The 13,032-nt window shown below is 45.4% G+C and carries 13 protein-coding genes and 1 tRNA gene; 5 read left to right on the forward strand and 9 right to left on the reverse strand.

The window, feature by feature from the left end:
• The first annotated feature begins 6 nt into the window (after window positions 1-6).
• The 3 genes from T433_RS0103445 (at window position 7) to dacB (ending at window position 3,174) form a co-directional block, all read left to right on the forward strand.
• Window positions 7-402, forward strand: coding sequence for a four helix bundle protein (locus T433_RS0103445; RefSeq protein ID WP_027454863.1), 396 nt, complete (start codon window positions 7-9; stop codon window positions 400-402).
• A gap of 74 nt (window positions 403-476) precedes the next feature.
• Entirely contained in the window at window positions 477-1,937 is a 1,461-nt protein-coding gene (locus tag T433_RS0103450; RefSeq protein WP_027454864.1) for an aminoacyl-histidine dipeptidase, read from the forward strand.
• A 10-nt stretch (window positions 1,938-1,947) separates the two neighbouring features.
• Window positions 1,948-3,174: a D-alanyl-D-alanine carboxypeptidase/D-alanyl-D-alanine endopeptidase gene (gene dacB / locus T433_RS14515; RefSeq protein WP_081778343.1), complete on the forward strand. Its 1,227-nt coding sequence runs from the start codon at window positions 1,948-1,950 to the stop codon at window positions 3,172-3,174.
• A gap of 85 nt (window positions 3,175-3,259) precedes the next feature.
• Here dacB and T433_RS0103460 read toward each other — a convergent pair whose 3' ends face one another.
• The 4 genes from T433_RS0103460 to rsfS all read right to left on the reverse strand — a co-directional run bounded on the left by T433_RS0103460 (window position 3,260) and on the right by rsfS (window position 7,206).
• Window positions 3,260-3,853 carry an outer membrane beta-barrel protein gene (locus T433_RS0103460; RefSeq protein WP_027454865.1) on the reverse strand — a complete coding sequence of 198 codons (594 nt, stop codon included), beginning with the start codon at window positions 3,851-3,853 and terminating at the stop codon, window positions 3,260-3,262.
• 91 nt (window positions 3,854-3,944) lie between these two features.
• Window positions 3,945-4,790 carry a phosphatidate cytidylyltransferase gene (locus T433_RS0103465; protein WP_027454866.1) on the reverse strand — a complete coding sequence of 282 codons (846 nt, stop codon included), beginning with the start codon at window positions 4,788-4,790 and terminating at the stop codon, window positions 3,945-3,947.
• Window positions 4,791-4,802: 12 nt separating this feature from the next.
• Window positions 4,803-6,839 (reverse strand): ATP-dependent zinc metalloprotease FtsH, encoded by a 2,037-nt coding sequence (ftsH, locus tag T433_RS0103470; protein ID WP_027454867.1) that lies wholly within the window; start codon window positions 6,837-6,839, stop codon window positions 4,803-4,805.
• Window positions 6,840-6,846: 7 nt separating this feature from the next.
• On the reverse strand, window positions 6,847-7,206 hold the full coding sequence (gene rsfS, locus T433_RS0103475) for a ribosome silencing factor (RefSeq protein WP_027449569.1): 360 nt from the start codon (window positions 7,204-7,206) through the stop codon (window positions 6,847-6,849).
• 183 nt (window positions 7,207-7,389) lie between these two features.
• Here rsfS and T433_RS0103480 point away from each other — a divergent pair.
• Window positions 7,390-7,460: transfer RNA gene (locus T433_RS0103480), tRNA-Gln, on the forward strand.
• Between the two features lie 203 nt (window positions 7,461-7,663).
• On the opposite strand, the gene T433_RS0103485 is transcribed toward T433_RS0103480, so the two are convergent.
• Genes T433_RS0103485 through T433_RS0103495 form a run of 3 tightly spaced genes read right to left on the reverse strand, consistent with a single transcriptional unit; the run spans window position 7,664 to window position 9,600 of the window.
• Window positions 7,664-7,921 (reverse strand): hypothetical protein, encoded by a 258-nt coding sequence (locus T433_RS0103485; protein ID WP_027454868.1) that lies wholly within the window; start codon window positions 7,919-7,921, stop codon window positions 7,664-7,666.
• Window positions 7,918-8,508, reverse strand: a complete 591-nt coding sequence (locus T433_RS16135; RefSeq protein WP_248616471.1) for a DUF1294 domain-containing protein — start codon at window positions 8,506-8,508, stop codon at window positions 7,918-7,920. The genes T433_RS0103485 and T433_RS16135 overlap by 4 nt, the downstream gene beginning before the upstream one ends.
• A gap of 57 nt (window positions 8,509-8,565) precedes the next feature.
• Window positions 8,566-9,600, reverse strand: coding sequence for a Fic family protein (locus T433_RS0103495; protein ID WP_027454869.1), 1,035 nt, complete (start codon window positions 9,598-9,600; stop codon window positions 8,566-8,568).
• A 170-nt stretch (window positions 9,601-9,770) separates the two neighbouring features.
• On the opposite strand from T433_RS0103495, the gene crcB reads away from it, so the two are divergent.
• Window positions 9,771-10,124 carry a fluoride efflux transporter CrcB gene (gene crcB / locus T433_RS0103500; RefSeq protein ID WP_027454870.1) on the forward strand — a complete coding sequence of 118 codons (354 nt, stop codon included), beginning with the start codon at window positions 9,771-9,773 and terminating at the stop codon, window positions 10,122-10,124.
• Window positions 10,125-10,383: 259 nt separating this feature from the next.
• On the opposite strand, the gene T433_RS0103505 is transcribed toward crcB, so the two are convergent.
• Together T433_RS0103505 and T433_RS0103510 are read right to left on the reverse strand one after the other, a co-directional pair.
• The gene (locus T433_RS0103505; RefSeq protein ID WP_027454871.1) at window positions 10,384-11,682 is read right to left on the reverse strand and encodes an agmatine deiminase family protein; all 1,299 of its coding nucleotides are present in this window, start codon (window positions 11,680-11,682) and stop codon (window positions 10,384-10,386) included.
• A 21-nt stretch (window positions 11,683-11,703) separates the two neighbouring features.
• Window positions 11,704-12,963, reverse strand: coding sequence for a hypothetical protein (locus T433_RS0103510; RefSeq protein WP_027454872.1), 1,260 nt, complete (start codon window positions 12,961-12,963; stop codon window positions 11,704-11,706).
• Between the last annotated feature and the right edge of the window lie 69 nt (window positions 12,964-13,032).

Genomic DNA, 13,032 nt, shown 5'->3' on the forward strand with positions numbered 1-13,032 from the left:
CGTAATATGAATGATTTTTATTATCGCAATGTCGATGCATACAAACTGGCCAAAGAACTAACCAAACTGACATATAGTTTATTATTTCAGTTTCCTGAATACGAAAGATATGCCCTTTGCGATCAAATAAGAAGAGCTGCCATTTCTATTCCTTCAAACATTGCAGAAGGACTTGGACGTTTTGCAATAAGAGAGAGAATACATTTCTTGGACATTGCCTACGGATCCCTCACTGAATTAGTCTGTCAAATGGAGATAGCACACGATAATAATTATATATCCGATTCAGATTTCAACAAGATTGACACACTTGCATCAAGAGCATCAATGACAATCTGGGGATTAAAGAAATCGCTAACAGAGAAATTAAAAGTACAAGACAACATTAACAACCAAGAGTAAGAGTTACAACGGGAAAAGGTATTCTCGTACCTCGCACCTCGTACCTCGCACCTCGAATAAAAAATCAAAACACTATGAATGAAATTCAGAACCTAAACCCCACGTGCATCTGGAAGAACTTCTATGCACTAACACAAGTACCACGTCCTAGCGGACATTTGGAAAAGATTCAGCAGTTCCTGCTTGACTTCGGCAAGCAAGCTGGCGTAGAAACGTTCAAGGATCCCGCCGGCAATATCGTATTCCGCAAACCAGCTACCGCTGGCTACGAGAATAAGAAGGGCATCATCCTGCAGGCACACATGGACATGGTGCCACAGAAGACTCCCGAATCTACACATAACTTCGAGACCGACCCCATCCAGCCATGGATTGACGGTGAATGGGTGAAAGCCAAGGGCACCACACTGGGTGCAGACAATGGTCTTGGCGTGGCTGCCATCATGGCCATCATGGAAGACAAGACCCTGAAGCATGGTCCTATCGATGCCTTGGTGACTGCCGATGAGGAAACAGGCATGTATGGTGCCAACGACCTGCCCGAGGGTGAGTTGCAGGGCGACATTCTGTTGAACCTCGACTCTGAGCACTGGGGCAAGTTCGTGATTGGTTCGGCTGGTGGTATCGACATCACAGCCACGCTCGACTATAAAGAGGTGGACACCGATGCCGAGGATGCAGCCGTACGTCTGACGGTGAAGAACCTGCGTGGCGGACACTCTGGTCTGGAGATCCATGAAGGCAGAGGCAACGCCAACAAGTTGATGGTGCAGATGGTTCGCGAGGCTATCGAAGAGCTGGACGCACGTCTGGCTTGCTGGCAGGGTGGCAACATGCGTAATGCTATCCCCTTCAAGGCAGAGACAATCCTCACCTTGCCAAAAGAGAATATCGAGGCCATCAAGGAACTGGCCAACGATTGGAAAGAGACCTTCAACGATGAGTACAAGCTCATTGAGCCACAAGGCATCGAGGTGCTGGTGGAAGAGGTTGAGACTCCAAAGACAGAGATTCCCGTTGAGATTCAAGACAACCTCATCGATGCCATCTATGCTTGTCATGATGGTGTGATTCGCTTCATCCCCGCCTACCCCAACGTGGTTGAGACATCGAGCAACCTGGCTATCATCAACATCGGTGGCGGCCATGCCGACATCAAGATCCTGGCACGCAGCAGTCGTGAGGATATGAAAGACTATGTGGTGAAGACACTGGAGAGCTGCTTCTCGATGGCAGGCATGAAGGTAGAGACAGCCGGTTCGTATGGCGGTTGGGATCCCAATCCTGACTCAGAGATTCTGCACCTGTTGCTGAAGGAGTACAAGGAACTGTTTGGCGCCGACGGCATCATTCAGGTGGACCACGCTGGTCTGGAGTGCTCTGTCATCCTGGGCAAATATCCCTGGCTGGATGTTGTCAGCCTCGGCCCCACAATGAAGTCGCCCCACACCACCACCGAGCGTGCGCTGATTGAGACCGTTGAACCATTCTGGAAACTCCTGAAGAAGACTCTTGAGGACGTACCCGAGAAATAAATAACGCCCCATGAAGAAGCTGTTATTTTCACTCCTACTGTCTGTGCCTGCACTCCTGTCGGCACAGACAGTTTCTTTATCCAAAGAGCGCATGGACACGCTCCTTATGGACAAGATGTTCAACACGTCGAGTGTTGGACTGATGGTTTGGGACCTAACGGCCGATACACTGGTATACCGCTTCAACGAGCGACAACTGATGCGCCCTGCCTCCACCATGAAACTACTCACGGCCATTGCGGCCTGCGATCAGCTGGGGCCTACGTATCAGTTCACCACGCGTTTTCTTTATACAGGAAAGATAGAGAACCGCCGACTAAAAGGCGACATCTACTGCGTGGGCGGCATGGACCCCATGTTTTCCGATACTGACATTGAGGCTGCCGTGAAAGCCTTAAAAGAGCTGGGTATAGATACCTTCGAAGGTAACATCTTTGCCGACCTCTCGGCCAAAGACGAGCTTAAATGGGGCGAAGGATGGTGCTGGGACGACGACAACCCATCGCTCTCGCCTCTGTTGGTGGAGCGCAACGAGGCTTTCACCGACCACCTTGTCGAGGCGCTGCTCGACGATAGTGTGGCGTTTGTCAACGTGGGTGTGGGCCACTGGTCGTGTCCCGAGGATGCGATCCCCTTCTGCACACGCACTCACAGCATCAATGCCGTGATGAAGAAAATGATGAAAGACAGCGACAACCTGTATGCCGAGTCCATGTTCTACCAGTTGGCAATGGCCGATGGCAATCGTCCTGCCAATGCCGATGAGGCCAAAGACTGTCAGCGCAGGGTGATGCGAAAAGCCGGTCTGAACCCCGACAACTATCGCCTGGCCGATGGCAGCGGCCTGTCGCTCTACAACTACCTTTCGGCCGAGGCGGAAGTGAAGTTGCTGCGCTATGTGTGGAACAACAAGCCGGTGTACAACCAACTACTGCCATCGCTGCCCATCGCTGGCGTGGACGGCACCTTGAAGAGCCGCATGAAGGAGACAACCGCCGAGGGTAATGTGATGGCAAAGACGGGTACCGTCACGGGCATCTCAGCATTGGCTGGCTACTGCACGGCACCCAATGGCAACCGTCTCTGTTTTGCCATCATCAACCAGGGCGTCATGCGTGCCACCACCGGTCGCGACTTCCAAGATCGTGTGTGCGAGCTGCTGACCAGCGGCGAACTGCCTAAGGCGAAGGTTCAGCCAAAGCCTGCAGCCAAGAAAAAGACCAAACGCAGAAGGTAGATGACTGCTTTCAAAATACGAAAGAGGGGCATTCGCTTTATGAAGTGAATGCCCCTCTTTTGAAATATCTAAAGTATCAACTTTCTTAGAAATTCACACCGATGTTGATAAAGAAGTTACCAGTGTGAGCACCGTCATCTGTAGGATTATCCTTGGCGATATCCATCACACCAAACTGATAACCAAGCTCGGCATAGAGCTTATTGTACTCAGCACCACAACCCAGCTTGAAACCCATATCAGAGTGCTTCACCCAGTTGTATGAACTACGCTTGCCCTCCAAGGTCTTATACTTACCACCAATACCATAAGAGAAGTAAGGACCGATATAAGGCAGGATAGCAATATCGTCGGTAGCCTGAATGCCATACTTAATCAGTACGGGAATCTCGAGGTAGTTCAAGTTGAAGTCCTTGGCACCACGTCCAGAATAGTACAGACCACTCTCAACGAAGATAGGTGTAGTATCGCTGACGCGCAGACCTATAACACCACCCAGGGTCATGCCTGCCTTTGAATCCAGATCCAGAAGATCACCAGTGATAGTTGACACATTCAGACCCATACGGAGACCGTAATATACTGTGCTCTCGTTCAAAGAGAAACCGCCACTACCCATCTGAGCAAACGAAGGTGCTGCGAAAAGCACTGCTACAATAGCTGCAAAAAACTTTTTCATAATACTTTTTATTAGTTAATGTTTAATGTTATTAACTGCAAAGTAACACATTTTTTTTAATATATGCAAGCGTTTTCCTTAAAAAGTGTTTTTATTTTAACAGCGTCAATGTGAAAAGATAGACTACAGCCGCAGGAATGGCAAGAAGTGAGGAGTCGAAACGATCCAACATTCCGCCATGTCCGGGCAGCACGTTGCCACTATCCTTGATGCCCAGCGTGCGCTTGAAAAGGCTCTCTACCAGGTCGCCCCATGTGCCAAAGACAGCCACCGTGACGCCCAGTCCGGCCCAATGCAGCGCATTCATCTTTGACTCGCCGGGGAAATATATCTCCAGCAGATACCATATCAGCACGGCTACGCCCACCACCAGGATGCCACCACCGATGCTTCCCTCCCAGCTCTTGCCGGGAGAAACGCGAGGGAACAACTTATGGCGCCCCAGCAGCGAACCGCAGAGGTAAGCGCCCGAGTCGTTCATCCACAGGAAAACGAACACGCTGAGTGGCAATACAAAAGAATAGGCACCGGCCTGTGGGAATGCCAACACGTTGAGCATTGAGAAAGGCAGAGCGATATACATCTGTGGCAACATGGTGTAAGCCCAGTTGTTGATAGGGTCTTTTGCTTTCAGATAGAGTTCGGCCACCATCAGGTAGATGATGGTGATGAGATAAGGTATGAAGACCGTATCGCTGTCCACCCTACCGCTGCAATGGCCTGCCATGGCCAGAAACAGATAGACACCGGCCACAGTAGAGATGAAACGGTTCACCTGAACGCCCTCGCGCTCGTTCACCAATCCACAGAACTCCCAGATGGTCATGCCTGTCACCAGTGCAAACAGGAACACCATGGCCAATGGGTTCAAAAAGCTAATCACAATGGCAGCAACAAAAATGACGCCAGTGATTGTTCTCACAATAAAGTTCTTCATAGTCTTTTATTTTTAAGAGTTCTCAGAATCATCCTCGTCTTCTGAGTCCTCTGCGTTCTGCTTTGCCTCGAGCTGCTTGGTGCGCTCGGCAGCCATCTTCTCGGCTTCCTCGCGCATCTGCGCCTCCAGAAGTTCATCGGCACGAGAGGTCCAAGGACGCTTACCAAAGATATTCTCCACATCCTCGGCAAAGATCACCTCACGCTCAACCAGCAGCTGCGCCAGACGTGCATGTCCATCGGCATGTTCGGTCAGTATCTTCTTGGCACGCTCATATTGCTCGTTGACCATCTTCAGAACCTCGTCGTCCATGATCTTGGCAGTGGTCTCGCTGTAAGGACGCTGGAACTGATATTCTGCATTGTTATAGTAGCAGAGGTTGGGCAACTTCTCACTCATACCGGCATAGGCCACCATGCCATAGGCCTGCTTGGTGGTGCGCTCCAGGTCGTTCATGGCGCCTGTAGAGATATGGCCCACGAAGAGTTCTTCGGCAGCACGTCCGCCCAGCAGCGAGCACATCTCGTCGAGCATGGCCTCCTTGGTCTGCAGCACGCGCTCCTCGGGCAGATACCAAGCAGCACCCAGCGCCTGTCCACGAGGCACGATGCTCACCTTCACCAAGGGGTTGGCAAATTCCGTGAACCAAGAGATCGTGGCATGACCAGCCTCATGAATGGCAATAGAGCGCTTCTCGGCTTGGGTCATCACCTTGGTCTTCTTCTCCAGTCCGCCGATGATGCGGTCCACGGCATCTAGGAAGTCCTGTTTGCCCACGTTCAAGCTGTTATGGCGAGCAGCGATCAGGGCTGCCTCATTACATACGTTGGCGATGTCGGCACCCGAGAAGCCGGGAGTCTGACGGGCCAGGAAGTCAACATCTACGGTGTTGTCGAGCTTCAGCGGTTTCAGGTGAACCATAAAGATCTCCTTACGCTCGCTGAGGTCTGGCAGATCCACATGTATCTGACGGTCAAAGCGTCCGGCACGCAACAAGGCCGAGTCGAGCATGTCCACACGGTTGGTAGCAGCCAGGATGATGACACCACTGTTGGTGCCAAAGCCGTCCATCTCGGTGAGCAGAGCATTCAGCGTGTTCTCACGTTCGTCATTGCCCCCCATGGCTGGGTTCTTACTGCGGGCACGTCCCACAGCATCGATCTCGTCGATGAAGATGATGCAAGGCGACTTAGCCTTAGCCTGCTGGAACAGGTCGCGCACACGACTGGCACCCACGCCCACAAACATCTCTACGAAGTCGCTACCCGACATCGAGAAGAAAGGCACACCAGCTTCGCCAGCCACAGCTTTGGCCAGCAAGGTCTTACCTGTTCCTGGAGGGCCTACGAGCAGTGCGCCCTTGGGAATCTTACCTCCCAGGTCGGTATATTTCTGTGGGTTCTTCAGAAACTCTACAATCTCCTGTATCTCCTGCTTGGCGCCGGCCTGACCAGCCACATCCTTGAACGTGATGCCCAGTTCGCCACCCTTCTCATACATCTTGGCCTTCGACTTGCCAACCGAGAAGATGCCGCCACCCATCGAACCGCCACCACCACGATTCATGAAGCGCAGGAAAATCAGCCATGCACCGATAAACAGGATGATGGGGAGCATCATGCTGATCAAGTTGCCCAGGAAACCGCCATCGCTATCACGCTCGTAGCTGAGACGACCGGTGAATGCGTGGTGAGCACGGGCACTGTCCACAAACTGCTCCAGGCGGTCGATGCTACCAAACTCAACATTCAGATAGGGGTCGGTGCCCACCTGGTCGGCCGTCTTGTTAAGAACCGAGCGGATGCTGTCGGGCTTCACATACATCTTCAGCGTGTTGTGGCTCTTGTTGACCACAATACGTGATGCATTGCCCTGGTTCACCAGTGTCTTGAACTCAGAATATGACACTTCGCTAATGGCGCTCTGTTGCTGAGCCAAGCCCTGTTCGCCAGTGAAATAAAAGAAAAACAATGCCGCAATAGCCACCAGATAAATCCAGTTCATATTGAACTTTGGCATTTTCGGCTGATTATTAGTATTCTGTTCCATATGATGTTTAGTCCAAATCAGGTATAGCTGTCAGAGGTGCGTCTGCCCAAAGGTGCTCCAAGTCATAATAAGCACGCACATCGGGCAAGAACACATGCACCAGCACGTCTGTATAGTCCATGGCCACCCACTGAGCATTCTCAAGACCCACCACGTGAGCAGGCTTTTCGCCCAGCTCCTTGCGAGCCATATCGCCTATTGACTCGGCAATCGCCTCTACCTGTGCAGGCGAGTTACCCTGACAAATAATAAAGTTCTTACATATCGTGCCATCAATGCCGCTCAAATCAGCAATCACGATACCACTTCCTTTTTTCTCTTGTATTCCTTCAACAATAGTCTGAACCAGTTTTGATGTTTGTTCCATTTATAATATTAATAATGTGAAATTACTATGCAAAGGTAGCGCTTTTATCCGTAAAACGCATATAAAAACATTTTTTTTGATGATTTTTATAAAAAAGTGCCCAAAAGTTTTGGTAGTTCATAAAAAAGTCGTACCTTTGCACCCGCAAAACAGAACAAGAGAGTTCTACAGCAAACAACATTTTGGGGTATGGTGTAATGGTAACACTGCAGATTCTGGTCCTGCCTTTCCTGGTTCGAGTCCGGGTACCCCAACTAAAAGAATCGCTAAGTCGCTGAAAACAAAGCACTTAGCGATTTTTAGTTTTCGAAATTCCCGTGATATTCCCGTGATAATTCCCGTATATTAAAAATCCGTCCCCTACCAAGGGGTTCCAAATGCCTTAAACAATGTGGTAAAACCGCTCAAAAATGCCCTTATATATATAATAATGTGTATTTTACACACACTATTCATTCTATAATTTGCTATATATAGTAATAGCTCCACCCAAGAATTTAGTCAATCTATCTTCTCTTATTACTTTTGGTGTAGCCTTACCCGCCAGCACCAAAATCTTCTTGCCATTGCGGTAAACATGTAGCTGGCGAGAACGCACTATTGCAGTAATCTCAGAATCATCCTGCATCGCCACCCATAGCAGATGATACACACCATCCCCTTCAAATAGCTTCTTTTTCAAGTGCGAACAAATGTTTGTAGTATCGATATTCATTGTATCTCTAATTTAGGCTTTACAGGATCAGTTAGTCGGATAATGTGGTCGTATTCTACAGTAACTACGCCCTTTACCGTCTTGAAGTACTGCATCGTTTCCTCAAGAGTTTTGTCGTCAGGTTTCATAAGAGCCATTCCGTTTATGGTGCCATAGTCATAGCGTATCTCTATTCCGTATTCTTTGATGGCTTCCAAAAGGGGCTTTTTTCCGATCTCTGGATCATACATCACAAGAAACACATTGGGAGAGTGTTCTTGAATCGGCTTATGCTTGATTGGCTCAGTCTTAATTGGCTCACTTATTGTAACTTCCTTTTTCGTACGACATGAAGTTAAAGATAATAATGCAATCTGAGCCATCAAAATCAGCGGCAAGCCATACTTAAACTTCTTGTGCATAGTCTTGTGATGCCATATTCGCATGCCTAATAACGCCCCGATGCTGCCTCCTATAATAGCCAACATCAGGAGCGTGGCTTCAGATATGCGCCATTTTCCCTGCTTGGCGTTCCATTTATCAACGCCGTAGGCAAAGAAGGTCAGGACATTAATGCCGGTAAGGATATATACAATCGTCTCAGTCATTCTCATCAGCGGCAAAGTTAGCAAAATTTGTTCAGAAGATAATCTGAGTACAAACCATTAAAAATACTCTCTTACTGCGAACTCAAACTGGTCGATAAAAATCTGTTTGAAAGCATAGAGATTATTTTGCTCGTAGAAAATGAGCATCGCCTTCTTGTAGTCTATAGAATCGACAGAGCGGAAACTCAGAGGGCAATAGCCGTTGGCAATCAAAATGGCATTGCTGGTGATGCGAGCCGTGCGTTTGTTGCCATCAGAGAATGCCTGGATATACGACAGGAGCACCAGCGTCAGAAGCGCTTTCTCAAATATACTTTCCTTGCTGTTTATCAAGTCGCATGTATCGCGCATGGCCTCACGAATCTGAAATTCATTATCCAACGGGTGGTAATTGGTACCAGTAATACCCACACGACGATGACGGATACCTCTGTCAACGGATAGTTCCTTGGTCAGCAATTGATGGATATCCTCAATATGGCTGACCGTTAAGGTTTGCAGATAGTCTGGGTTGTCAAGAATGAAGCGCAAGGCATCCTTGTGGTTAAGTAGCATAACAGCTTCTTCCTTAGTCTTGCCGTCTGCTGTCTTACTCTCGCGAAGCAGACGTTCGGTTTCCAGCAAAGAATAAGTGTTGCCTTCTATCTGCGACGACTTCCAGCTGAGGTCGATACCCAGTCGTTCCATCTCCTTGCGGTATTCGTTGTCAGTCATCTCTTTAACATGCTGACGGAACTCTGCCTGTAACTCCTGCAGACGTACTTTCTCCTCGTCTGTGAATAGACTGACGGCTGGGAGTTGCTCACGAATCAGCTCAAAGTTGAAAGAAGTCTGTACTTGTCGCTGGTCAACATCAAGTGAGAAATAGGTATCCAGATTAAGCGGCATCAACAGATGTGCCTGGTCAGAAAGGCGATATCGAGTGGCACGAGCCTTACCTTCTACTACGATATCCCCATCCTGGACACCGGCCGCAATGAGACGCTTCAAGGTGGCATCGCTACTCTCGAAGGCTGTACCCTTTGCTATTTCATCACGCGAAGACAGCGGATGATAGTGCAGAAACTGTAGAATCTCTCTTGATATATCCATCACCTTAAGTATTTAATCGGTGCAAATATAGCGCTTATTTTTCAATTATCGGCTCACGATGAGCTAAAAAATGCATAAATTTTATGATTTTTGAGCCGATTCTGCTTAAAAATAGCCATTTTTAATGGATTTTTTTTACCTTTGCATCCCCTAAAGTTTATTTCATAATGATACGAGATCTGTTATTAGTAGCACTTGGAGGAGCAGTAGGCTCCGTATTGCGCTATCTGCTTTCCGGCATAAACACCACATTCCCTTGGGGTACTTTTGCCGTTAATATTCTTGGTTCTCTGCTCATCGGGCTTTTGGTTGGGTTGGTTAGCAAGGGTATATTATCACCAGAAATGAAACTATTGATGGTAACAGGCTTCTGCGGCGGTTTTACCACATTCAGCACGTTTGCCAACGAATCTTTCGGCATGATGAAAGCTGGCGATGTTCTGCAGATGGCACTTTACGTTGGCGCAAGTGTTATAATTGGTATATTAGCCGCATGGTGCGGGATGGCACTATCTGAAAAATAATATAAAGCCATGTTGCATCAAGAGCCTCGAAGAGATCATCGAAATAATTCAAGCGCTTGCGCGTGCAGAATGTCAAAATGCCGCATTAGGGGTAGCCTATTACCCCCCTCGCGACATAAATGCCGCCACGGAGGTAGCATACTACCAAGGTCGGGGCATAATGCCGCCAACACTTGGAACCATGCCTAAAGCAAGCAAGCTTGTGGTTGTATGCTTAGGACTAACAATATTAGTCCCAAAATATAAAGTGCTTTATATTCTATTGTTTTAATACCCAAGTTGTGCAGTTAAGCAAACCACCCTCTAATGCTACATCATTATAGTTTATTGTCTCGATAATCCTATCAGGGAAGGTTGCTTTCATAACGTTAATGGCTTTCTCGTCTTCTTCCTTTCTACCAAAGACTGGCATAACAATTAAATTGTTTACCTCTAAATAGTTAACATATACGCCAATTGCACTATATGGATGTTTGGGGTCTTTCTTGTCAATAAAGAAAGGCATCTCGATATATTGCAAGTTAAAATCATTAATGGCTTTTTGCACTCCTTCCTTTATGTATTGGTATTCATTTGCCAAACAATTACCGATAATAGTATTGCGGTCAACAAATCTAACCATACCGTCTGCGTGACCTGTTAAATCGTCTTCTTTAGATCTATATGCAGGAATGATTATTATTTCACATTCCAACAAATCTGCCAATTTAGATTTAAGCGTTTCTTTATCGATACCTGGATTCTCAGAATAGATTCTATCTGTTAGTATGGCTCTATCTTCACAGATTAAGACATTTCCTCCATCTATATTAATGTTAGAGAATTCAGGAGTAAAGCCGTTTTCCTTGCATACCTTTCTAACATCGGAACGAGAATCTTCCCATTCTTTATTTCCTCTTAAATAACTTGGGTCGTATGTAAATTGTATAAGCCTTCCTGAAGGAGTTTGAACAGGCATATAATCGCGACACCAGATATCCTTTGTTGCTTTCAGAAAAGAGTATTTCACATGATGTTTATCTAATATACCAATAAGTTTGTCGCAAGTATTTGGATACTTCTTCTTTAACTCTTCCGACAAATACACAATTTGCTCTCCAAAAGGATTAATAACTTTTACTTCAGGCTTCTTATTCATCATTTGCTCTTGAGAATCTATCGTTGGTTCATTTTTGACTGCCTGTCTTTTCTCGAGATATTTCGTCTTCAAAGGCTCCCTCACATACCCTAATACACTTTTACACATATCGTCTGTAGGCACAATATTATTTTTGTCGCAGATATCAAATAGCAATTCTTCAGGACCACGTTTCTTCAGTTCAAACGAATTAATGTATTCCTTTTTTATTTGTTTATTGAAGAATTCATATTTGTTCAGCTTCTTTAGAAGTTTCTTTCTCTTTGCATCTGTCGTTTTCTTACTCAACAAGTTATCAAAAACCTCTTTAGCTGGACGTTTGTTGAAAACATCAACATCAATCACCTCAAATTTAATTCCAAGTGCCATAGCAATAGTAAGCAAACTTGCTATGATTCCGATAACAGATTCTATACTCATAGATTTATAACTTTGTAATTCTTATTTTTTTATTACAGGATTCTTCCAATCATACGTAAAAGGCACCATATATGAAGCAGACTTACCTTCAAATGTATATGTTACTTTGCGTTTGAAAACATGAACACTTATCATATATGTATTACCACTTTTTGTGAGATTAAACATACTCTCTTGTGGAAAAGACTTCCAAATAGATGCTATCATGTTTGAGTTTCCATAAACAGATGATAGTTTTGATTCCACCTCTTTTTTATTTTTTACTGTAAACAGATAATTAGACAATGTAAAACCAGAGCATTTTACTTTAAATGTAACCGTACAACTGTCATACTCTTCTATAGATTCATTTATTTGCAAATTATAAGAATCACCAATAGCAAAACCTTTTCCGTACCTAAGAAAGTTCACCTTAGCTACGTTATGTACTTTTATATATGGGCTTATCCAATTGAAATAAGAGGTTATTTTATTTTTATATTCATCAATACTCTTTACTCCCTGACTTGAAATCTTCAATTCTACTTTTTTGTTAAGAGGTGTAGGATCTTCACATAATACATAATTTGGAATATCTACAATTATGTTTTCTGGTGGAAATTGTACTTCAATATCTGCAGGTGTTTCATAAGGGACATTCAAGTCCTTTAACACATAAGGTCTTGCACCGTCAACAGCATGTAACCTAACAAAACGAAGACATTGCTCAGAAATCATTTTATCTTCTTCACTAATACATCTTTCCTTTCGCTTAAAACTAACTTGAAGAGTAGATTTTAAGGCTTTTATTATACAGATATGATTCTCTTTCTGATAGGTCGTTTCTTGATAAGAAACATTAAAATCCTTATCTTTTTTCATTTCAGCCTTTACTTTCTTGTATCCAAAATCTATCAAGCTGTTTGTAAAGGATGCGTTATAGGATTCTCCTAACGTAAAAAACAACTCCTTAATATCTTTTTCACTTGGGCCATATGTACTTATACGCCCAAGCATCAAATCCTTGGGACTTCTCTGATATTGTGGCCAATATATATATAAATTTGTAGCCATGGATTTTCTATATTCATCATAGTTTTTACTAAATCGCTTTGCGAATTCTTCAGATGCATCATAATTGATTGGTACTCCGCAAACTGTAAGCACCATGTGAGCCTTACTAAAAGAGTTTGCATCTAAAACCATGTCGGCAGCTTTAATAATATCACTACTTGTATACTGAGCAGATGTAGCGGTACATGACGTAAATATTGCAATCAAAAGGACTAATAACTTATTCATAAGCTTCACATTTTTAGTTATTATGGGGGCAAATATAAGAATAATAATCGATTATACCAAACAAACAAC

Origin of the sequence: Xylanibacter brevis ATCC 19188 (assembly GCF_000621725.1) — a bacterium.
In the GTDB taxonomy this organism is placed as follows: Bacteria; Bacteroidota; Bacteroidia; order Bacteroidales; family Bacteroidaceae; genus Prevotella; species Prevotella brevis.

What these genes read in the sequence shown, in the direction of transcription:
- T433_RS0103445 (WP_027454863.1), top strand. Translation starts at nt 7, where the DNA reads ATGAATGATTTTTATTATCGCAATGTCGATGCATACAAACTGGCCAAA.
- T433_RS0103450 (WP_027454864.1), top strand. Translation starts at nt 477, where the DNA reads ATGAATGAAATTCAGAACCTAAACCCCACGTGCATCTGGAAGAACTTC.
- dacB (WP_081778343.1), top strand. Translation starts at nt 1,948, where the DNA reads ATGAAGAAGCTGTTATTTTCACTCCTACTGTCTGTGCCTGCACTCCTG.
- T433_RS0103460 (WP_027454865.1), bottom strand. Translation starts at nt 3,853, where the DNA reads ATGAAAAAGTTTTTTGCAGCTATTGTAGCAGTGCTTTTCGCAGCACCT.
- T433_RS0103465 (WP_027454866.1), bottom strand. Translation starts at nt 4,790, where the DNA reads ATGAAGAACTTTATTGTGAGAACAATCACTGGCGTCATTTTTGTTGCT.
- ftsH (WP_027454867.1), bottom strand. Translation starts at nt 6,839, where the DNA reads ATGGAACAGAATACTAATAATCAGCCGAAAATGCCAAAGTTCAATATG.
- rsfS (WP_027449569.1), bottom strand. Translation starts at nt 7,206, where the DNA reads ATGGAACAAACATCAAAACTGGTTCAGACTATTGTTGAAGGAATACAA.
- T433_RS0103485 (WP_027454868.1), bottom strand. Translation starts at nt 7,921, where the DNA reads ATGAATATCGATACTACAAACATTTGTTCGCACTTGAAAAAGAAGCTA.
- T433_RS16135 (WP_248616471.1), bottom strand. Translation starts at nt 8,508, where the DNA reads ATGACTGAGACGATTGTATATATCCTTACCGGCATTAATGTCCTGACC.
- T433_RS0103495 (WP_027454869.1), bottom strand. Translation starts at nt 9,600, where the DNA reads ATGGATATATCAAGAGAGATTCTACAGTTTCTGCACTATCATCCGCTG.
- T433_RS0103505 (WP_027454871.1), bottom strand. Translation starts at nt 11,682, where the DNA reads ATGAGTATAGAATCTGTTATCGGAATCATAGCAAGTTTGCTTACTATT.
- T433_RS0103510 (WP_027454872.1), bottom strand. Translation starts at nt 12,963, where the DNA reads ATGAATAAGTTATTAGTCCTTTTGATTGCAATATTTACGTCATGTACC.